19 protein-coding genes are annotated in these 18,723 nt (G+C 72.8%); 13 read left to right on the plus strand and 6 right to left on the minus strand.

Annotation, left to right across the window (positions count from 1 at the left end; all coding sequences use genetic code 11):
- The first annotated feature begins 65 nt into the window (after positions 1 to 65).
- Positions 66 to 362 carry an MTH1187 family thiamine-binding protein gene (locus ACIPLC_RS31995; RefSeq protein ID WP_400476527.1) on the plus strand — a complete coding sequence of 99 codons (297 nt, stop codon included), beginning with the start codon at positions 66 to 68 and terminating at the stop codon, positions 360 to 362.
- Between the two features lie 97 nt (positions 363 to 459).
- Here ACIPLC_RS31995 and ACIPLC_RS32000 read toward each other — a convergent pair whose 3' ends face one another.
- On the minus strand, positions 460 to 945 hold the full coding sequence (locus ACIPLC_RS32000; protein ID WP_400476528.1) for a DoxX family protein: 486 nt from the start codon (positions 943 to 945) through the stop codon (positions 460 to 462).
- A gap of 151 nt (positions 946 to 1,096) precedes the next feature.
- On the opposite strand from ACIPLC_RS32000, the gene ACIPLC_RS32005 reads away from it, so the two are divergent.
- The 3 genes from ACIPLC_RS32005 to ACIPLC_RS32015 all read left to right on the plus strand — a co-directional run bounded on the left by ACIPLC_RS32005 (position 1,097) and on the right by ACIPLC_RS32015 (position 3,407).
- The gene (locus ACIPLC_RS32005; RefSeq protein ID WP_400476529.1) at positions 1,097 to 1,678 is read left to right on the plus strand and encodes a TetR/AcrR family transcriptional regulator; all 582 of its coding nucleotides are present in this window, start codon (positions 1,097 to 1,099) and stop codon (positions 1,676 to 1,678) included.
- A gap of 80 nt (positions 1,679 to 1,758) precedes the next feature.
- Complete coding sequence (locus ACIPLC_RS32010) at positions 1,759 to 2,649, plus strand: MFS transporter (protein ID WP_400476530.1); 891 nt, start codon at positions 1,759 to 1,761, stop codon at positions 2,647 to 2,649.
- Positions 2,646 to 3,407, plus strand: coding sequence for an SDR family NAD(P)-dependent oxidoreductase (locus ACIPLC_RS32015; protein ID WP_400476531.1), 762 nt, complete (start codon positions 2,646 to 2,648; stop codon positions 3,405 to 3,407). Before ACIPLC_RS32010 ends, ACIPLC_RS32015 begins: the two co-directional genes overlap by 4 nt.
- 72 nt (positions 3,408 to 3,479) lie before the next feature.
- Here the strand turns inward: ACIPLC_RS32015 and ACIPLC_RS32020 are convergent, their stop codons facing one another.
- Complete coding sequence (locus ACIPLC_RS32020; protein ID WP_400476532.1) at positions 3,480 to 4,145, minus strand: SMI1/KNR4 family protein; 666 nt, start codon at positions 4,143 to 4,145, stop codon at positions 3,480 to 3,482.
- Positions 4,146 to 4,392: 247 nt separating this feature from the next.
- Between ACIPLC_RS32020 and ACIPLC_RS32025 the strand changes: the two genes are divergently transcribed.
- From ACIPLC_RS32025 to ACIPLC_RS32035, 3 genes are all read left to right on the plus strand, one after another.
- A complete protein-coding gene (locus ACIPLC_RS32025; RefSeq protein WP_400476533.1) occupies positions 4,393 to 5,313 on the plus strand; it encodes a carbohydrate ABC transporter permease in 921 nt (306 codons plus the stop codon).
- Positions 5,310 to 6,218 carry a carbohydrate ABC transporter permease gene (locus ACIPLC_RS32030; protein WP_400476534.1) on the plus strand — a complete coding sequence of 303 codons (909 nt, stop codon included), beginning with the start codon at positions 5,310 to 5,312 and terminating at the stop codon, positions 6,216 to 6,218. Before ACIPLC_RS32025 ends, ACIPLC_RS32030 begins: the two co-directional genes overlap by 4 nt.
- An 82-nt stretch (positions 6,219 to 6,300) precedes the next feature.
- Complete coding sequence (locus ACIPLC_RS32035; protein ID WP_400476535.1) at positions 6,301 to 7,692, plus strand: ABC transporter substrate-binding protein; 1,392 nt, start codon at positions 6,301 to 6,303, stop codon at positions 7,690 to 7,692.
- Positions 7,693 to 7,775: 83 nt separating this feature from the next.
- On the opposite strand, the gene ACIPLC_RS32040 is transcribed toward ACIPLC_RS32035, so the two are convergent.
- Complete coding sequence (locus tag ACIPLC_RS32040) at positions 7,776 to 8,657, minus strand: EamA family transporter (RefSeq protein ID WP_400476536.1); 882 nt, start codon at positions 8,655 to 8,657, stop codon at positions 7,776 to 7,778.
- A gap of 254 nt (positions 8,658 to 8,911) precedes the next feature.
- Positions 8,912 to 9,181 carry a helix-turn-helix domain-containing protein gene (locus ACIPLC_RS32045; RefSeq protein WP_400476537.1) on the minus strand — a complete coding sequence of 90 codons (270 nt, stop codon included), beginning with the start codon at positions 9,179 to 9,181 and terminating at the stop codon, positions 8,912 to 8,914.
- Between the two features lie 247 nt (positions 9,182 to 9,428).
- On the opposite strand from ACIPLC_RS32045, the gene map reads away from it, so the two are divergent.
- The 4 genes from map (at position 9,429) to ACIPLC_RS32065 (ending at position 15,199) form a co-directional block, all read left to right on the plus strand.
- The gene (gene map, locus ACIPLC_RS32050; RefSeq protein WP_400476538.1) at positions 9,429 to 10,196 is read left to right on the plus strand and encodes a type I methionyl aminopeptidase; all 768 of its coding nucleotides are present in this window, start codon (positions 9,429 to 9,431) and stop codon (positions 10,194 to 10,196) included.
- A 91-nt stretch (positions 10,197 to 10,287) separates the two neighbouring features.
- Positions 10,288 to 10,980, plus strand: coding sequence for an HAD-IA family hydrolase (locus ACIPLC_RS32055; protein ID WP_400476539.1), 693 nt, complete (start codon positions 10,288 to 10,290; stop codon positions 10,978 to 10,980).
- 184 nt (positions 10,981 to 11,164) lie between these two features.
- Positions 11,165 to 12,646 carry an alpha/beta hydrolase gene (locus ACIPLC_RS32060; RefSeq protein ID WP_400476540.1) on the plus strand — a complete coding sequence of 494 codons (1,482 nt, stop codon included), beginning with the start codon at positions 11,165 to 11,167 and terminating at the stop codon, positions 12,644 to 12,646.
- A 180-nt stretch (positions 12,647 to 12,826) separates the two neighbouring features.
- Positions 12,827 to 15,199 (plus strand): transglycosylase domain-containing protein, encoded by a 2,373-nt coding sequence (locus ACIPLC_RS32065; protein ID WP_400476541.1) that lies wholly within the window; start codon positions 12,827 to 12,829, stop codon positions 15,197 to 15,199.
- Between the two features lie 70 nt (positions 15,200 to 15,269).
- Here the strand turns inward: ACIPLC_RS32065 and ACIPLC_RS32070 are convergent, their stop codons facing one another.
- Together ACIPLC_RS32070 and ACIPLC_RS32075 are read right to left on the minus strand one after the other, a co-directional pair.
- Complete coding sequence (locus ACIPLC_RS32070; RefSeq protein WP_400476542.1) at positions 15,270 to 15,854, minus strand: hypothetical protein; 585 nt, start codon at positions 15,852 to 15,854, stop codon at positions 15,270 to 15,272.
- A 31-nt stretch (positions 15,855 to 15,885) separates the two neighbouring features.
- The gene (locus ACIPLC_RS32075; RefSeq protein ID WP_400476543.1) at positions 15,886 to 16,434 is read right to left on the minus strand and encodes an RBBP9/YdeN family alpha/beta hydrolase; all 549 of its coding nucleotides are present in this window, start codon (positions 16,432 to 16,434) and stop codon (positions 15,886 to 15,888) included.
- A gap of 256 nt (positions 16,435 to 16,690) precedes the next feature.
- On the opposite strand from ACIPLC_RS32075, the gene ACIPLC_RS32080 reads away from it, so the two are divergent.
- Both ACIPLC_RS32080 and ACIPLC_RS32085 read left to right on the plus strand, forming a co-directional pair.
- Positions 16,691 to 17,257, plus strand: coding sequence for a DJ-1/PfpI family protein (locus ACIPLC_RS32080; RefSeq protein ID WP_400476544.1), 567 nt, complete (start codon positions 16,691 to 16,693; stop codon positions 17,255 to 17,257).
- Between the two features lie 196 nt (positions 17,258 to 17,453).
- Complete coding sequence (locus ACIPLC_RS32085) at positions 17,454 to 18,656, plus strand: serine hydrolase domain-containing protein (RefSeq protein ID WP_400476545.1); 1,203 nt, start codon at positions 17,454 to 17,456, stop codon at positions 18,654 to 18,656.
- The last annotated feature ends 67 nt before the right edge of the window (positions 18,657 to 18,723 follow it).

Raw genomic sequence — 18,723 nt, forward strand, 5'->3', positions numbered from 1 at the left:
GGAACCTGGTCCCGGCCACGACCAGTGCCGCCGGTGAGTGCCGTCGGCGGAAGGAGCGCAGAGCCGTGATCGCAGCCTTTTCGGTGACCCCGCTGGGGATCGGCGAGGACGTGGGAGAGGCGGTGGCAGCAGCCGTCCGGGTGGTCCGGGCGAGCGGACTGCCCAACCGGACCGACGCGATGTTCACCAGCATCGAGGGGGAGTGGGACGAGGTGATGCCGGTGATCCGGGAGGCGATCGAGGCGGTGAAGGCCTACAGCGACCGGGTGAGCACGGTCATCAAGATCGACGACCGGGCCGGGGTCACCGACGGGCTCACCGCCAAGGTCGCCTCGGTGGAACGGCACTTGGCCGAGGACTGACCCCGCACAGTCAGTCCGTCGGGCCTTCCGGCCGAGCCCTTCGCCAGGCTCTTCGTCGAGCCGCCCGTCGGGCCCTGGGCCGGGCCGGGCCGGGTGCTCAGCCGGCCTGGCCCGGGTGCGCGCCGGCCGGGGCGGGTCGGGCGGCCGGCTCGGCCGTGGTGCGCCGGGTCAGCAGCCGGTCCAGGGCGTAGGGGCCGGAGCCGAGCACCGCGATGGCGAGGAAGGCCCAGCAGAACATGACGGAGGGTTCGCCACCGTTCTGCAGCGGGAGCAGGGAGTGTTCCTGGTGGACCGTGAAGTAGGCGTACGCCATCGAGCCGGAGCAGAGCAGGGCGGCGGTCCGGGTACCGACGCCGAGCAGCACCAGGGCGCCGCCGACCAGCTGGATCAGTGCGGCCCACCAGCCGGGCCACTGGCCGAGCGGGATGCTGCCGCCGCCCTTGGTCCCGCCGAGGACTCCGAAGACGGAGGCGACGCCGTGGCAGGCGAAGAGCAGGCCGACGACGATCCGGAAGGCCGTCAGGACGAGCGGGCGGGCGGCCTCGGCCGCCTGCTGGGGGGAGCTGGGAAGGTTCGCGGGCATGGGGAAACGCCTCCTGTGGGGGGAGGAGGAGGTACGGGGCGGTAAGGGTAGCCATGGTCTAGTCCAGTTGGCAATGCTCCGTCAGATCACACGTGTGCGACCTTCGGGGCCTATCTTGACTGATCATTCTGGAAAGGGTTAGCGTTCTCCCATGGCGCGAACGAAGGAATTCGACCCGGACGCCGTGCTCCAGGCGGCCCTTGAGCTGTTCTGGCGGCGCGGCTACGAGGCCACCTCGATGGCCGACCTGGTCGAGGAGCTCGGGATCGCCCGGGCGAGCATCTACGCCACCTTCGGCAGCAAGCACGAACTGTTCCTGCGGGCGCTGGAGCGGTACGGCGAGCAGGTCGACCCGGTGCTGCTGACCGAGCTGTCCCAGCCCGGCCCGGTGCTGCCGGCCGTCCGCGCGCTGGTCCGCCGGTACGCGGCGGAGTCGGCCGGGGACGGGCGGGAGCGCGGCTGCTTCGTCGTCAACACCGCCGTCGAGCTCGCCCCGCACGACCCCTCGGCGGCCCGTCGGGTCGGCGCCAGCCTCGCCCACCTGGAGACGGTGCTGACCGCCGCCCTGGTGCGTGCCGAGGCGCAGGGGGAGCTGCCCGCCGGGCGCGAACCCCGGGCGCTGGCCCGGATGCTGATGGTGCTGATGCAGGGCATGCGGGTGATGGGGAAGACCGCCGACGGCGCGTCCCGGGTGCGGGACGCCGCCGAGCAGGCGCTGGTGCTGCTCGACTGACGGATCGCGGGGCGATGGCGGGGGGCCTCTTCTGTCGTCCCGATACTGGACCGAACGGTCATTATAGAGAGGGGGGGTCCATGAGCGTCACCACGGCCGGCCGGCCCGGCTTCGCCCTGTCCGGCGCCGCCCTGGCCGCCACCGGTGTCTGCGCGGCCAGTTGCGGCCTGGTGGCGTCCACCGAACACGGCTGGCGAAGCCCCGCGACGCTGCTGCCGCTGGTCGTCGGCCTCGCCGTGCTCTTCGCCTTCGCCGCCGCCGAACGGCGCACCGCCGACCCGCTGCTGCCGCCCGGCTTCCTCGCCGACCGCCGCCGGGCCACCGCCCTCGCCGCCGTCATGGCGGCCGCCGCCGGTACCGCCCTGACCTTCCTGCTGCTCGCGCTCTACCTCCAACAGGTCCGCGGCTGGGGCGTGTTGGCCACCTCCGGCGCCTTCCTCCCGTACGCGGCGGCGCTGCTGGCGGCCGGCCGCCTGGCCGGGCCGCTGATCGCCCGCTACGGCGCCGTCGCGGTCACCGCCGGAGGGCTCGCCCTCGCCGCGGCCGGGCTCGGCCTGCTGGCGGGCCTCGCCCCCGGCAGCGGCTACGCCACCGGGCTGCTGCCCGGGCTGCTCCTGCTGCCCGCCGGGGCCGCGGCCGCCTTCGCCGGCGCGGCCGTGCTCGCCACCGCAGGCGTGCCGCCCGAACGGACCGGCCTCGCCGCAGGCGTGCTCAACACCGCCATGGAACTCGGCCCCACCGCCGGGGTGGCCGCCCTGATGGCGCTCGCCGCCACCCGCCCGAGCGTGGTCGGCGGCTACGCCACGGCCTTCGCGGCGGCGGGCGTCGCCCTGGCGCTCACCGCCGTCGCGGTCGCCACGCTGGCGCGGGCGACCCCCGAGGCGACCCCCGAGGCCACCCTTGAGACCGACACCGCAGAGACCGACACCGCACCAGAACGCACCATCCAGATCAAGGAGCACATCTCATGACCACGCGTTTCACCGACAAGTCCGTCCTGGTCACCGGCGGCGGCAGCGGTATCGGACGGGCCGTGGCGCTCGCCTTCGCCCGAGAGGGCGCCCGGGTCGCGGTCGCGGGCCGCAGCGCGGGCCCGCTCGCCGAGACGGTCGAGCTGATCGAGCGGGCCGGCGGCAAGGCCGTCGCGCTGACCGGGGACGTGGCGGACGGTCAGGACGCCGCCCGGCTGGTCCGGGAGACCGTCGAGCTGCTCGACGGCCTGGACGTCGCCGTCAACAACGCGGGCGTGTTCGGCGCCGTCGGCCCGGTCGCCGACATCGACGAGGACGAGTGGCACCGGGTGTTCAACGTCAACCTGACCGGTACCTGGCTCGCCATGAAGCACCAGATCGGCCACATGCGGGCGCACGGCGGCGGCGCGATCGTCAACGTCTCCTCCAACCTCGGCGTCCACATGCGCGTGCCCGGCCTCGGCGCCTACGCCGCCAGCAAGGCCGCCGTCACCGCGCTGACCCGCAGCGCCGCGCTCGACCACATCGCGGACGGCGTCCGGATCACCATGGTGAGCCCCGGCCCGGTGGACACCAGCATGTCCACCCGGCCCGGCGAGAACGAGGCCGACAAGGCCGCACGGATGAAGGAGAGCCTCCCGGTCGGCCGGGCGGGTGCGGTCGAGGAGATCGCCGCCGCGGTGCTGTACCTGGCCTCGTCCGAGGCGGCCTTCACCGTCGGCGCCGACCTGGTCCTGGACGGCGGCGCCACCGCCTGACCCATCCCGGCCCAACGACCGCTCCACACCCGGTCGTTGGGCCGTCAGCGGACAGGTCCTAGCGCCCCACGGCTACAGCTCCGCGAACGCGTCCCGCGCCTCCTCGGTCCGGGCCCGGGCCACCACGAAGCCCTCGTCGATCTCGACGACCAGCACGTCCGGCCAGGCGAACCAGCGACAGCCACGGCCGAGTCGGGGCAGCTCCGTCATCCCCTCCGGAACCTCCGTGTCCGACTCGGCGAACACGCTCAGTTCGTCGTCCTGCAGCAGCTTCTCCACCATCGCCATCGCCGCCGCGGCCGTCGAGAAGCGCTCCTCCCAGGGCTCCCACCGCTCCGCCGACTTGTCCGCGAGGTCCGGCCGGCCCACCGTCGGCGGATCGTCCTGGTCGAGGTCGGCCAGCAGCACGCCCCAGTGCGCGCAGGCCTGGTTCTCCTCCTGGTACACCAGGGCGCCGTCCAGGACGAACAGCCCCTCCGGCGGGAGCAGCCGGTTGTGGTTGCCGGTGAGGTCCTCCCGGCGGCCGAACAGCCGGTACGCCTCGCGCAGCGCGGGCGGCAGCCGCAGGCCCAGGCGCCGCTCGGCGGCGTCGAGTTCGGCGTCCTCGAAGCCGTCGCCGGGTTGCAGCGGCTCGCCCCAGTAGGCCGCGAAGCCCTCGACGAGCGCCCGGGCGTCCGCGCGGCCCCGCAGGGATTCGGCCATCGCGGCCGGTAGGTCGAATGCGGTGTCGTCGTTCATCCGGGAACCGTACGACGCCGCACCGACAGGCCGGCGCGCCGGAGGGGTGCTGGAGCGGCCGCCGGAGGGCGTGCCGGAACGGCCGGGAACGTGCCCCAACGCCCGTCCGCCCACGACCGGCCGAATCCGGCGCGAACGCGTAAGCCCACCGACACCCGTTGGTCACCGTGGGGTTTCCGGCCCGCCGTGTGGGCAGGACACGGTTTCGGCCGGAACCGACGCAACGAAAGGCGGGACGCGCAAACCCATGCCGACCGCACCGCACACCAAGCCCCACCCGGGCCGCCGAAACCGCTGGGGCGAGCACGGGCTCGCCTGGGCCTTCCTGCTGCCCTCCCTGGTGGTCTTCGTCCTCTTCATCGGCTACCCGCTGGGGCGGACCGTCTACCTGAGCGGACACGCCAACGACCTGTTCGGCGCGCCCTCCCGCTACGTCGGGCTGAAGCACTACACCGAGCTGCTGACCTCGGCGGACTTCCGGCGCACGCTCGTCACCACCGCCCTGTTCACGCTGCTCACCGTGGTGCCCGGCGTGCTGGGCGCGCTGGCGCTGGTGCTGCTCCTGGAGAACCGGATCCGGGGCGTGCGGCTGCTGCGCTCCGCGTTCGCGCTGCCCTTCGCCTTCTCGGTGGCCAGTGCGTCCGTGGTCTTCGCGGTGTTCTTCAACCCCGCCAGCGGGGTGCTCAACGGCCTGCTCTCGCACCTCGGGCTCGGCCCGATCGGCTGGCTGACCGACTCCCGGTACGCGCTGCTCTCGGTGGCCGTCACCACGGTGTGGATGAGCCTCGGCTACAACGTCCTGGTGCTGTCCGCCGGCATCGGCTCGATCCCCGGCGAGATCCTGGAGGCCGCGCGGATCGACGGCGCCTCGGGCCTGCGGCTGGCCCGCTCGATCACCGTGCCGATGCTCGGCCCGAACCTGTTCTTCCTGACCGTGGTCTCCACCGTCCACTCGCTGCAGAGTTTCGGCCAGATCCACATCCTCACCAAGGGCGGCCCGGACGGCGCCACCCGGACCCTCGTCTACTCCGTCTACGAGAAGGCCTTCGCCTACGGCTCCAGCGACTTCGGCACCGCGAGTGCCCAGGCCGTGGTGCTGCTCGTGGTCGTCCTCGCCTGCACGGCCGTCCAGTTCGGCGTCCTGGAGCGGAAGGTGCACTACGCATGACCGTGACCGCCACCGAGGCCGGGCCCGGGGCCCGGGGCGGGGCCGCCGCGCCGCGTCCGCGCCCCCGCGTGCTGGCCGGCCGCTCGCCGCGCGACCTGCTCGGCCGCGCCGCCGTCTACCTGCTGCTCGCCGTCGCCGTCGTCACCGTGGCCTTCCCGGTGTACTACGCGATCGCCGGCGCCTTCATGAGCCCGTCCGAACTCTCCTCCTACCCGCCGGCGCTGGTGCCCCACTCGGTCACCGGGCGGAACTTCTCCGGCGCCGTCGACACCGTCCCGCTGGCGAGGCAGTACGCCAACTCGGCGATCGTGGCGACCGTCATCACGCTCGCCCAGCTGTTCACCTCGGTCCTCGCCGCGTACGCCTTCGTGTTCCTGCCGCTCAAGGCGCGGGCCGTGGTGTTCGGGGTGTTCCTGGCGACGCTGATGGTCCCGTGGGAGGCCATCATCATCCCCAACTACCTGACGCTGTCCGGCTGGGGGCTCGGGAACACCTACTTCGGCCTGGTGCTGCCCTTCCTCGCCTCCGGCTTCGGCACCTTCATGCTGCGGCAGGCCTTCCGGCAGCTCCCCGGCGAACTGCGCGACGCCGCGCGGATCGACGGCGCGGGCCACTGGCGGTTCCTGTGGCGGATCGTCGTCCCGCTCAACAAGCCGGCCCTGGCGGCGCTGTCGATCTACGTCTTCCTGTCCGCCTGGAACCAGTACTTCTGGCCGCTCATCATCACCCGCACGGCGAACATGCAGACCCTGCAGATCGGCCTCACCTCGCTGCGCGACTCCGAGATGTCCGACCCGGGCCTGATCCTGGCCGGCGTCGTGCTCTCCCTGCTGCCCACGCTCGCCCTGGTGGTCTTCGGCCAGCGCTTCATCGTCCGCGGCCTCACCGCGGGCGCCGTCCGCTGAACCGCTCCGCCACTTCCTCCCGCTCCGCCGCTTCCTCCCGCTCTTGTGCGTACGTCCCTCCCGACAGAGAGAGAACCCTCCCGTGAAGAAGAGTGCCCGCGCGCTCGCGGCCCTGCTGGTGGCCGGCCTGTCCCTGACCGCCTGTAGCTCCGGCGACTCCACGTCCGGCTCCGGCGGCTCCTCCGACGCCGCCCCCGGCGCCCAGGCGCTCGACCAGGCCTCGGGCGTCACCGGCGTCGAGTTCTGGCACTCGATGACGGGGAAGAACGCCGAGGTCCTCACCGGGTTGGTCAGCCAGTTCAACGCCGCCCACCAGGGCAAGATCGAGGTCAAGGCGCAGTTCCAGGGCAAGTACGACGACCTGGTCGCCAAGTACAAGGCCGCGGTGCAGCAGAAGGGCACCCCCGCCCTGGTGCAGGTCTACGACATCGGCACCCGGTTCATGATCGACTCCAAGCAGACCGTCCCGGCCCAGGCCTTCGCCGACAAGGACGGGTTCGCCCTCGACGACCTCGACCCGAACATCCGCAACTACTACTCCGTCGGCGGCAAGCTCGTCTCGATGCCGTTCAACTCCTCCATGCCGCTGCTCTACCTCAACGCCGACGCCTTCAAGGAGGCCGGCCTCGACCCGGCCCAGCCGCCCAAGGACCTCGCCGAACTCGGCGAGCTGGCGAAGAAGCTGACCAAGAAGGACGCCGACGGCAAGACCGTCCGCTACGGTTTCGGCGCCGCCATCTACGGCTGGTTCGTCGAGCAGCTGCTCGCCGAGTCCGGCACCATGTACTGCGACCAGGACAACGGCCGCAGCAACAAGGCCGGCAAGGCCGTCTTCGACTCCGCCCAGGGCGCGCAGATCGTCCAGTGGTGGGCCGATCTCGTCAAGGGCGGCTACGCGGCCAACACCGGCCGCAACACCGACGACGCCCAGGCCGCGTTCAAGGCCGGCACCGTCGCCATGCACCTGGAGTCCACCGGCGTGCTGCGCGGCTACACCGAGGCCGCCAAGTTCGCCGTCGGCACCGCGGCCTTCCCCAAGGTCGCCGCCGCCGACCAGGGCGGCCCGGTCATCGGCGGTGCCTCGCTGTGGATCAGCGGCCCCGGCCACTCCGACGCCGAGAAGCGCGCCGCCTGGGAGTTCGAGAAGTTCGTCACCGCCCCCGAGCAGCAGGCCGCCTGGCACACCGGCACCGGCTACTTCCCGGTCAACCGCAAGTCCCTGGACGACCCCAAGGACAAGGAGTGGGTCGCCAAGTACCCGCAGTTCCAGACCGCCATCGAGCAGCTCAAGGCCACCAAGCCCACCCCGGCCACCGCCGGCTGCCTGCTCGGCGTGATGCCGCAGGCCCGCAAGGGCGTCGAGACCGCCATCGAGCAGACCATCGCCGGCTCCAAGACCGCCCAGCAGGCCCTCGCCGACGCGGCCAAGGAACTCCAGCCCGCCATCGAGAGCTACAACAGCTCCGTGAACTGAGCACCTTCCCGCCCCACGACGGCCCGCCCCACGACGGCCCGCCCGGCGCAGCACGCGCCCGGCGGGCCGCCGCCGTCCGGGGCTCAGCCATCGGCGTCCGCCGCCGGGATCTCCGAGAAGAGGAAGATCCCGGCCAGGATGAGCGCGGCCCCCACGTACTGCCAGCCGTCGATGCGCTCGCCCAGCAGCGCCACGGCGAAGGCGAGTCCGAACACCGGGATGATGTTGAGCAGCACGCCCGCCGTGGTGACCGGGGTCCGCGTCGCGGCGTAGTTGTCGGTGCCCCACGGGTCGGTCACGGTCCCGTCCCCGTTCAGGTAGGTCGGGCCGATGGGCACCTTGCCGTGGCCGCCGGGGATGTCGAGCACGTAGGTGGGCTGGCACAGGCCCGATACGCGGCCTCGCAGGCTGCGCGCTAGCGCCTGCCCCTCCCCGATGGTGGTGCGGAAGTGGCTCGTGCCCACGGCGAGGTCGCCGTGGTGGAGGTAGTAGGGCTTGACCCGGTTCACGATCAGGGTGCGGAACAGGTCCTCCAGCGCCTCGGGGCTGCCGTTGACCCCCTTGAGCAGCACGGTCTGGCTGACCAGCGGGATCCCGGAGCCGGCCAGCAGCCGGAGCGCGCGTCGCGCGTCGTCGCCGATCTCCTGGCTGTGGTCGGTGTGCATGACCACCCAGACCGGCGTGTCCATGGTGAGGGCTTCGACCAGGTCCTCGGTCACCCGGTCCGGGTCCACCACGGGCACGCGGGTGTGGAAGCGGATCACCTTGACGTGTTCGATCCCGTCGAGCGCCCTGAGGATCGGCCGCAGACGGTCGGGCGCCATGATGAGCGGGTCGCCACCGGTGAAGATCACCTCCCAGATCTCCAGGTGGGAGCGGATGTAGTCCAGCGCGGCGGCGAGTTGGGAATGGGATCGTTCAGCGGCGGGCACGGAAGTGCCCGGGGAGAATCCGGGAACGCACATCTGCGGACAGTGGAATTCCTGGGGGAGATATCGCCACGGGGCTGCGAGGAGGCGGCTTCGGAGGGCGATTCGGCGGCGAAACCCAGGGGGGACAGGTCCGTTTGTCCCTCGACCGAAGGCCGACCATCCAGGACGCTACCTCGATGGTCTGAACGCGTCAAGGATTGCCTGTGGCGGTGTCCGAGGCCTCGGGTAATCGAATGGCGATGATCGCGATTCCGGCCCCGACAATAGGCCGTTAAACCGTTAAGACGTCAAGCCGACAGGGCTTCGCCGTCCTCTGGGAGCGCGCACGCGGCCGACAGTTCGTCCAACGACAGATCCAGTGCGAACGCCAGCGCCGCGATGGTGAAGAACGACGGCGTCGGTGCCCGCCCGGTCTCGATCTTGCGCAACGTCTCCGCCGAGACGCCGGCCACCGCCGCCACCTCGACCATGCTGCGCTCACCGCGCGCCTCGCGTAGCAGTGCCCCGAAGCGCTCCCCGCGCTCGCGCTCCCAGGGGGTCAGTGGAGTCCTCACCATGCCGTCGATACTAGTGCCGCGCCGGGCGGCTCTTGCCCGTCGCCGGGGCGAAGGTTGCGTGATGTGGCGCTAGGCCATGTCCGGCCGAGGCCCTCCCCTTCCGGGTCGCGCCGCGCTCCGCCCGCATCACGCTCTGTGCCCGTCGCCGGGGCGTGCGCCCCGGCGCTCCCCTCCGGCCGGGCGTCCTCCCCCCACCTTCGACCGTGATACAAATACCGGTATAAGAATTGGAGCGAGGGGACTCACCATGGTCGAAATCAAGTCGGACGCCGCCCTGGACGCGATGCGCGAGGCCGGGCGGGTGGTGGCGGACGCGTTGGCCGCCGTTCAGGGCGCGGCGGCGGTGGGCATCAGCCTGCTGGAACTGGACGAGGTGGCACGCGGCGTGCTGCGGGCGGCCGGGGCCACCTCGCCGTTCCTCGGCTACCGCCCGGCCTTCGCGCCCGTGCCGTTCCCGGCCGTCATCTGCGCCTCCGTGAACGACGCCGTCGTGCACGGCGTCCCGGACGGCTACCGGCTGCGCGACGGCGACCTGGTGAGCATCGACTGCGGCGCCCTCCTGGACGGCTGGGCCGGGGACTCCGCCGTCAGCTTCACCGTCGGCGCCGCCCGGCCCGAGGACACCGTGCTGATCGGCACCGCCCGGCGCGCCCTGGAGGCCGGGATCGCCGCCGCCGTGGTCGGCAACCGGATCGGCGACATCGCGCACGCCATCGGCAAGATCGCCCGCGCCGGGCGCTACGGCCTGCTCGAAGGCTTCGGCGGGCACGGCATCGGGCGGAGCATGCACGAGGACCCGCACGTGCCCAACGAGGGCCGCCCGAACCGGGGTTACCCGTTGCGCCCCGGCCTGGTGCTGGCGATCGAGCCGATGCTGACCGCGGGCGGCCGGGGCGACTACCACACCGACCCGGACGGCTGGACGCTGCGCACCACCGACGGCAGCCGTGCCGCGCACATCGAGCACACCGTCGCCATCACCGAGGACGGCCCGCGCATCCTGACCCTCCGGTAGCCGGAGCGCTGCGGGCGGGTGGGCGTCGAGGACTCCGGGCGGTGCCGGCCCCGCACCCCGGCGTTCGCCTCGGCCCGGTACGCTCGGCGGCATGACCAAAGGAGTGATGTTCGACTTCTCCGGCACCCTCTTCCGGGTCGCCTCGACCGCCCAGTGGCTGGACGCCTTCACGGCGTCCGCCGGGCCCACCCTGACCGCCGCCGAGCGGGCCGGACTGGTGCGGCGGATGGAGGAGTTCGGCGCGCTGCCGGGCGGGGTACCGCCGCTCCGCATCCCGGCGGAGGTGCAGGAGGCCTGGCAGGACCGGGACTTGAAGCCGGAGCTGCACCGGGCCGCGTACACCGCGCTGGCGCGCGCGGCCGAGCCGCCCGCGGCCCTCGACGTGGACGCCCTCTACGACACCCACATGGCCCCGGCGAGTTGGCGGCCGTACCCGGACGCCGGGCCGGTGCTGCGGGAGTTGCGCCGCCGGGGCGTCCCCGTGGCGGTGGTGAGCAACATCGGCTGGGACCTGCGGCCGGTGTTCCGCGCGCACGGGTTGGACGAGTTCGTCGACGCCTACGTGCTGTCCTTCGAACTCGGCGCGCAGAAACCCGACCCGGCGATCTTCGAGGCGGCCTGCGAGCGGCTCGGCCTGGCCCCGGCCGAGGTGCTGATGGTCGGCGACGACCGGACCTGTGACGGCGGGGCGACCGCCCTCGGCTGCGCCTTCCACCCGGTGGACCACCTGCCGGTCGAGCAGCGCCCGGCCGCCCTGATGCCCCTGCTCGACCTGCTGCCCTGACCGCCACCGGCGGCGGCCTCGGTTCCGACCGTGCGGGCCGCCGCGTGCGCCGGCCTCCGAGCCGGAGCCGCCGGGTGAATTGACGGACCGTCAAGGACGGCCGGGCCTAAGGGGGTTTACCCCACCCCCGGTCGGCCCGCTGGCCGGATGGGCCCAAGTCCGGTCCGCCGGAAGACTTCCGGGCATGCCGAACCTCAACCGCACCCTCGTCGTGGTCACCGCGGCCGCCGCACTCTCGGTCACCACCCTCGCCGCCCAGCCCGCCGCCGCGTCCGGCTCGGACCGCCTCACCTGGACGGCCTGCCCGGGCCAGGTCGACCCCCGCCAGCAGTGCGCCACCGTCACCGTGCCGCTCGACTACGCGCACCCGGACGGCGAGCGGATCTCCATCGCCGTCTCCCGGATCGCGGCCGCCGAGCCAGGCCTGCGCCGCGGCGTGCTGCTGACCGTCCCGGGCGGGCCGGGCGGCTCCGGCGTGGACGTCCCGAGCGGCGCGGTGAAGCGCCTGCCGCAGTCCGTCCTCGACCGCTACGACCTGGTCGGGTTCGATCCGCGCGGCGTGGGCCGCTCCACCCCGGTCAGCTGCGGTCTGGACCATGCCGACCTCGCGATGGTGAAGCTGCGCCCGTGGCCGGCCGCGGACGGCTCGATCGACGACGACCTGGCCACCGCCCGCCGGGTGGCCGAGACCTGTGCCCGCAACGGCGGCCCGGTGCTGCGCAGCATCTCCACCCGGAACGAGGCCCGGGACATCGACCGGATCCGCGAGGCCCTCGGCGAGCGCCGGCTCTCCGCCTGGGGCACCTCGTACGGCACGTACACGGGGGCGGTGTACGCCACGATGTTCCCTGGGCGCACCGACCGGATCGTGCTGGACAGCAACGACGACCCGGACCCGTCGCGGGTGGGGCGCGGCTGGCTCGCCGCCTTCGGCCAGGGTGCCGAGGACCGCTTCCCGGACTTCGCGGCGTGGGCTTCGGCGCCGGGAAACCCGGACCGGGTCGCGGACGCCCCGGACGGGGTCCGCCCGCTGTTCCTGGACCTCGCCGCCCGCCTGGACGCCGCACCGCTGCCCTGGCCCGGCGCCAACCCGGCGGAGCTGAGCGGCAACGTGCTGCGCGAGACGATGCTGGAGAGCCTGTTCGCGGACGCCAAGTTCCCCGACCTGGCCCGGCTGATGCTGGCCGGCCTCGGCCGTCGGCCGTTGCCCGCCCCGGTGCTGCCGCCGGACGAGGCGGTGCAGAACACCATCGCCGTGTCGGTCGGCACCTTCTGCAACGACGTCGACTGGCCCACCGATCCGGCCGCCTACGCCCGGGACGTGGCCGCCGAGCGTGTCGCCCGTCCGCTCACCGCGGGCATGCCGGTGAACGTGATGCCGTGCGCCTTCGGGCCGTTCGCGCCGGGCGAGCCGCCGGTGCGGGTGACCGACCGCGGCCCGGCGGACATCCTGCTGGCGCAGAACCTGCGGGATCCGGCCACCCCGTACGCGGGTGCGCTCAGGCTCCGTGCGGCGCTGGGGGACCGGGCCCGGATGGTGACGGTGGACTCCGGCGGCCACGACGTCTACCGGGCGAACGGGAACGCCTGCGGCGACGCGGCGGTGACGGACTTCCTGGTCACCGGCCGTCGCCCGGCCGGGGACGTGTTCTGCCCGGCCGGCTGAGCGGGGCGGGCCGGTCCGCCCTGTGGGCGGCGGACTCAACAGGCCGTGGACGAACGGCCCTTGTTCGAGCCAGGACACCCGTCCGACCAGCTGGAATGAGCCGAATCTGTGGCGGATTTGTGACAATGCTTCGCCAGCACCCTGCCCCGGCACGGTATTCGCGGCCGTAGTGTTCCAGCTATGTCACCGAAGAGCCGCATACCTGCCCCGGACGCGGGCGACACCTGGGTGCCGCGCCCGCGGCGCCGTGAGACCCCGCTCGGATTCCTGGGTCACACGGTCACGTTCCTAGGCTGCTGCACTCTCGGCGGCGTCCTGCTGGCGGGCCTCGTCCTTCCCGCGGCGGGCGCCGTCGGGCTCGGGGCGAAGAGCGGCGCCGAAAGCTTCGAGAGCATCCCCGATGACTTCAAGGCGCCGGCGCTGACGCAGGCGACGCAGGTGTTCGACGCCAAGGGCGGCCTGATCGCCAAGGTCTACGAGCGGGACCGCACGGTGATACCCGCCGAGCAGATGTCACCGCTGATGCGCCAGGCGCAGGTGGACATCGAGGACGCCCGTTTCTACGAGCACGGCGCCGTCGACCTCAAGGGCATCCTGCGGGCGATCACCAAGAACGCGGAGAGCGGCGCCGCCGTCCAGGGTGCGTCCACCCTGACCCAGCAGTACGTGAAGAACGTCAACGTCGAGAAGGCCGGCGACGATCCGGTGGCCGTCCTGGAGGCGCAGCGCAAGACGCTCGGCCGAAAGATCCAGGAACTCCGGTACGCCATCAAGCTGGAGGAGGATCTGACGAAGGATCAGATCCTCACCAACTACCTGAACATCACCTTCTACGGCCACCAGGCGTACGGCATCCAGGCGGCCGCCCAGCGCTACTTCAGCAAGGACGCCAAGGACCTCGCCCTCCCCGAGGCGGCCATGCTCGCCGGGCTGGTGCAGAACCCGTCCCAGTACGACCCGAAGCTGCATCCGGTGGCCGCGCAGAAGCGCCGGGACACCGTCATCGACAAGATGGTCGAGAACAAGCACATCACCGCGGACCAGGCCAAGGAGGCCAAGGCGGCCCCGCTGGGCCTGAAGTACCGGGAACCGCAGAACGGTTGCATCACCGCCCAGGCCGGCATGGGCTTCTTCTGCGACTACGTGCGCCACGTGGTCAAGGAGGACCCGGTGTTCGGCAAGAACGCCGCCGACCGCAAGAAGCTCTGGGACACCGGCGGCCTCAACATCTACACCACCCTGGACCCGGACAAGCAGGCCGCCGCCCAGAACGCCGTCTCCCAGCAGGTGTACGTCACCGACCCGGTCTCGGCGGCGATGACGATGGTCGAGCCCGGCACCGGCAAGATCCTGGCGATGGCGCAGACCCGCCCCTACGGCCTGGCGAAGGAGAAGAACCAGACCGTCGTCAACTACAACGTGGACGCGGCGATGGGCGGCGGCATCGGCTTCCAGCCCGGCTCCAACTTCAAGCCGATCGTGGCCGCCGCCGCCCTGGAGGCCGGCCTGCCGCCCGTCCAGCGGTACGACTCGCCCAACCGGATGGACTGGCCGACGATGAAGACCTGCGACGGCACCTGGAAGAACGTGAACAAGGGCAAGAAGGAGGGCAGCGTCCCGAACGAGAGCCCGCGCGAGGTCGGCCCGTACGAGCTCAAGGAGGCGATGGCCCTCTCCGTGAACACCTACTTCGTGCAGATGGAGCAGGAGATCGGCCTCTGCACGGTCAAGCAGATGGCCAACAAGCTGGGCGTCACCGGCAAGGCCAGCGGCAAGCCGCTGGAAGAGGTCCCCGCCCTCGGCCTCGGCACCCAGGAGGTGAGCCCGTTGACGATGGCGAACGTGTACGCGAGCTTCGCCGCCCGCGGCACCTACTGCGCGCCGCTGGCGATCAACAAGATCTCCACGGTGGACGGCAAGGACGTCCCGGTGAGCCCGGTCAAGTGCACCGAGGCGATGTCCGAGGACACCGCCGACGTGATCAACAGCGTGCTGCTCGGGGTGACGGAGAAGGGCACCGCCAAGGACCTCGGCCTGGACGACCGCCGCCAGATCGCCGGCAAGACCGGGACCACGGACGAGAAGAAGTCGGCCTGGTTCACCGGCTACACCGGAAACCTGGCCGGCTCGGTCTGGCTGGGCAGCCCGGGTACCAAGGTCCCGATGAAGAACATCCGGATCGGCGGCCACTACCAGCAGGAGGTCTTCGGTGCGACCGGCCCGGGCCCGATCTGGGAGCAGGCGATGAGCGACGCCGTCCGGAACATGCCCGAGAAGGACTTCCCGACCGTCCACATCCCGGACCCGCCCAAGCGCGACCCGAACTGCGCCACCCCCAGCGGCTCGCCGGGCGGCTCCTGCGGAAGCGGCTCGGGCAAGCAGCGCCCGAGCAACCAGGGCAACCCGAGTACCCCGGGCAACCCGAGCAGCCCGAACAGTCCGGTCGGCCCGCTCAACCCGAACAGTCCGGTCGGCCGCTCCGCGCCGTCCGCGCCGTCCACCCCGGGGGCCCCCTCCGCGCAGTCCGACCCCGGCGACAACCAGGACCAGTGAGCCGCCCGGCCCCGCCTGAGTACCCGTACTCAGGCGGGGCCGCGGTCCCAGACACGCCCTAGCGCGGACGCTACCGAGCCTCGACCGGCTCGCCGGTGTCCTGGTCCAGGTTGAAGACCCGCCGGTAGGAGTCGGTGACCACGGTGATCTGGTCCCGGCCGGTCCAACTCGCCTCCACCAGCCGGGCGTCGTCCGGTGCCCGGCCGATCTGGGCCAGCGACCAGCGCCGCGCGGACCAGCCCGCGCCGACCTCCAGCAGCACCTGCCAGTCGTCGCCGTCCTTCGGGGCGGTGGCGTACGAGCGGTGCACCACGACCAGGGCCAGTTCCGGGCGGGCCGGGGCGGTCTCCCGGCTGCGCGTCTCGGCCGCCGCGACCTTGTGCGCGGCCAGCACGCCGAGCAGGAACACCACGCCGGCGGTCACCGTGACCGCCCGGGTGGCCGTCCGTACGGCGGTGCGCCGGTCGCCCAGCCAGGCGGCGGAGATCAGCGCGGCCAGCGCCGCGCCGAGCAGCAGCTCGGGCTGGTTGAACAGGTCGGCGACCAGCATCAGCCCGCCCGAGCGGCTCTCCCACTGCCCCTCGGTGTAGAGCAGCACGGCGGCCGCCCCGCCCGCCAGCAGCAGCCGGACCAGGAGGCGTCTGGCCTTCGGCATCCGGTTCCTCATCGTCCCCCCGTCCGATGTGTCACAGCTCCGCGAGCAGCTTGCGGCCCTCCGGCCAGTCGCCCAGTCCGGAGCCCGAGTTGAGGTGCCCGTACGCGCCCGGCTCGACGTACCGGGCGCCCCAGGCCCCGGCGAACAGCCGGGCCCGCTCGGCGCTGACCCACGGGTCGTCGGTGCTGGCGACGACCACGGTCGGGAACGGGAACGGCGCCAGGGCCACCGGGCGGAAGCCGAACAGCTCCGGGATCCCGGCGGTGTCGATGTCCGCGGGGGCGACCAGCAGCGCGCCGCGCACCGCGGCGGTCCGCTCGGCGGGCGCGGTGGCCACCCAGCGGGCCACCGTGACGCAGCCCAGGCTGTGGGCGACCAGCACCACCGGCCCGTCGGCGGCGGCCTCGGCCACCGCCGCGTCCACCCGGGCCACCCAGTCGGGCCGGTCGGGGTGGTCCCAGTCCGCCTGCTGCACCCGGCGGAAGGCGTCCGGTTCGGCGGACTCCCAGCGGGTCTGCCAGTGCTCGGGGCCCGAGTTCTGGTAGCCGGGCAGGACGAGGTAGGTGGTGCGGTCCGGCATGGGCTCCTCCGGTGTGCGGTCGTGGCGGGCAGCAGGAGTCTAGGACGCGGGCCGCCGCGGCCCGCAGCCGGGCGGTCACCCGGTGCGCACGGCCCTCGGCGGGCGCGCGCACCCGGTTGCGCGCCGCAGCACGCCCGGTGCGCCCTGTTGCCAACGGCGTGGCCGGTGCGGGAGGTTGGTCCGGGCCCGCGGCCGGTCGCCAGCGGCCGGGGCCCGCGCCCTGTCGGACGCTCGACCATGTGGAGGGATGTCGGCGATGACATCGAAGATCCTGCTCGTCACCGGGGACGCCGCCGAGTCGCTGGAGGTGTTCTACCCGTACCAACGGCTGCGCGAGGAGGGCTACCAGGTCGACATCGCCGCCCCGACCAAGAAGCGCCTCCAGTTCGTCGTCCACGACTTCGTCGACGGCTACGACACCTACACCGAGAAGCCCGGCTACACCTGGCCCGCCGACCTCGCCTTCGCCGACGTCGACCCGGCCGACTACGTCGCGCTGGTCATCCCCGGCGGCCGCGCCCCCGAGTACCTGCGCAACGACCCGGACGTGCAGCGGATCGTCCAGCACTTCTTCGCGGGCGACAAGCCGGTCGCACAGATCTGCCACGGCCCGCTGATCACCGCCGCCGCCGGGGTGCTGGCCGGCCGCCGCAGCTCCGCCTACCCGGCGCTGGAGCCGGACGTGAAGGCGGCGGGCGCCGAGTTCGTCGACGGCGAGGCGGTGGTGGACGGCGTGGTCGTCTCGGCCCGCGCCTGGCCCGACCACCCGGCGTGGCTGCGCGCGTTCATCGAGATCCTGCGCACCAAGGCGCCGGCCTCCTGACCCGCCCCGGCCCGCCGCGCCCCCGACCCGTCTCAGGGGCGCGGCTCCGGGAACCCGTCAGGGTCACGCCCCTCCCCAGGTAGCAGACGCGCCGCCCCGGAGGCTGACGACCGCCCGCAGCCGCCCTGCCATGGTGTCAAAGACCGTGGCAGCGGCGGAGGTTGACAGCCCTGCCAGCCGGACGAGGGAGGACGTCATGACCACTGACCCAGCCGCCACCACCCCGCGCCGCCGACGCGGGCCGGCCCTGCGCGTTGCCGTCGCGGCCCTCGCGGGCGCGGGCCTGATCGCCACGCTGGCCCCGGCCGCCGCTGCCCAGGGCGCGGCCCGCCCGGCGACCGTCACCGACCGCAGTACCGACTGGACGGTCCTCGACACGGCCCTCGCCGACCTGACCGCGAAGAACGTCGCCACCTCCGCCCTCGGCGGCGTACGGGAGAACGGCCGACTCGTCCACCGCGCCGCCAGTGGCGTCGCCCGGCTCGGCGCCGACGCCCCCGCCGACCCCGCGGGCCGCTTCCGGATCGGCAGCACCACCAAGACCTTCGTGGCCACCGTGCTGCTCCAACTCGTCGGCGAGGGCCGCCTGGGCCTGGACGACCGGCTGGAGAGCCTGCTGCCCGGCGCGGTGCCGAACAGCGCGGACATCACCGTCCGCGAACTCCTCAACCACACCAGCGGCGTCGCCGACTACACCCAGGACCCGGCCTTCAACACCTACGACCAGAACTGGCTCGACGCCGGCCGCTACACGTCCTACAGCCCGCAGGACCAGGTGGACATCGCCGACAAGTACCCGCCCGCCTTCCGCCCGGGCCAGGACTGGCAGTACTCCAACACCAACTACGCCCTGGTCGCGCTGATCATCGAACGCCTCACCGGCCACGGCTGGAACGAGGAGGTGGAACGCCGGATCATCCGCCCGCTCGGCCTGACCGGCACCTCGATGCCCCTCGACTCCCCGGTCATCCCCGGCTCGCACGCCCACGCCTACCTCAAGCTCGACAGCGGCCCGGCCGACGTCACCTCGCTGAACCCCTCCATGGCCGGCCCCTCCGGCGCGGGCATCTCCACCACGGCGGACCTGACGACGTTCATCCGCGCCCTGCTCGGCGGCCGGCTGCTGCGTCCCGCCGAACTCGCCGAGATGCAGAAGACCAGCGCCCACGGCGGGGGCCAGGCCTACGGGCTCGGCCTCCAGCGGGTGGACACCCCGTGCGGAGCCTTCTGGGGCCACGCCGGCGGGATCCCCGGCTACAGCACGATGATGCTCGGCTCGCTCGACGGGAAGCGCCAGTTCGCCAACAGCACGACCTTCTACGACACCCCGGACCCGGCCGCGGGCCTCGCCGCCTGGCAGCGGGCGGTGAACGCCGGCGTCTGCGGCGGACAGGGGTAGGGCGTGTCGTGCGGATCAGGCCGCCCCCTACGCTGACCGGCGACAGGAACGGCCGACCGTCACCAGG

The sequence above is a fragment of the Kitasatospora sp. NPDC086801 genome (assembly GCF_044745805.1).
Classification (GTDB): domain Bacteria; phylum Actinomycetota; class Actinomycetes; order Streptomycetales; family Streptomycetaceae; genus Kitasatospora.

Bases quoted from the DNA above. Each gene is read 5' to 3' on its own strand.
- ACIPLC_RS32000 (WP_400476528.1), bottom strand. From the start codon at position 945: ATGCCCGCGAACCTTCCCAGCTCCCCCCAGCAGGCGGCCGAGGCCGCC.
- ACIPLC_RS32005 (WP_400476529.1), top strand. From the start codon at position 1,097: ATGGCGCGAACGAAGGAATTCGACCCGGACGCCGTGCTCCAGGCGGCC.
- ACIPLC_RS32010 (WP_400476530.1), top strand. From the start codon at position 1,759: ATGAGCGTCACCACGGCCGGCCGGCCCGGCTTCGCCCTGTCCGGCGCC.
- ACIPLC_RS32015 (WP_400476531.1), top strand. From the start codon at position 2,646: ATGACCACGCGTTTCACCGACAAGTCCGTCCTGGTCACCGGCGGCGGC.
- ACIPLC_RS32020 (WP_400476532.1), bottom strand. From the start codon at position 4,145: ATGAACGACGACACCGCATTCGACCTACCGGCCGCGATGGCCGAATCC.
- ACIPLC_RS32025 (WP_400476533.1), top strand. From the start codon at position 4,393: ATGCCGACCGCACCGCACACCAAGCCCCACCCGGGCCGCCGAAACCGC.
- ACIPLC_RS32030 (WP_400476534.1), top strand. From the start codon at position 5,310: ATGACCGTGACCGCCACCGAGGCCGGGCCCGGGGCCCGGGGCGGGGCC.
- ACIPLC_RS32040 (WP_400476536.1), bottom strand. From the start codon at position 8,657: ATGTGCGTTCCCGGATTCTCCCCGGGCACTTCCGTGCCCGCCGCTGAA.
- ACIPLC_RS32045 (WP_400476537.1), bottom strand. From the start codon at position 9,181: ATGGTGAGGACTCCACTGACCCCCTGGGAGCGCGAGCGCGGGGAGCGC.
- map (WP_400476538.1), top strand. From the start codon at position 9,429: ATGGTCGAAATCAAGTCGGACGCCGCCCTGGACGCGATGCGCGAGGCC.
- ACIPLC_RS32055 (WP_400476539.1), top strand. From the start codon at position 10,288: ATGACCAAAGGAGTGATGTTCGACTTCTCCGGCACCCTCTTCCGGGTC.
- ACIPLC_RS32060 (WP_400476540.1), top strand. From the start codon at position 11,165: ATGCCGAACCTCAACCGCACCCTCGTCGTGGTCACCGCGGCCGCCGCA.
- ACIPLC_RS32065 (WP_400476541.1), top strand. From the start codon at position 12,827: ATGTCACCGAAGAGCCGCATACCTGCCCCGGACGCGGGCGACACCTGG.
- ACIPLC_RS32070 (WP_400476542.1), bottom strand. From the start codon at position 15,854: ATGCCGAAGGCCAGACGCCTCCTGGTCCGGCTGCTGCTGGCGGGCGGG.
- ACIPLC_RS32075 (WP_400476543.1), bottom strand. From the start codon at position 16,434: ATGCCGGACCGCACCACCTACCTCGTCCTGCCCGGCTACCAGAACTCG.
- ACIPLC_RS32080 (WP_400476544.1), top strand. From the start codon at position 16,691: ATGACATCGAAGATCCTGCTCGTCACCGGGGACGCCGCCGAGTCGCTG.
- ACIPLC_RS32085 (WP_400476545.1), top strand. From the start codon at position 17,454: ATGACCACTGACCCAGCCGCCACCACCCCGCGCCGCCGACGCGGGCCG.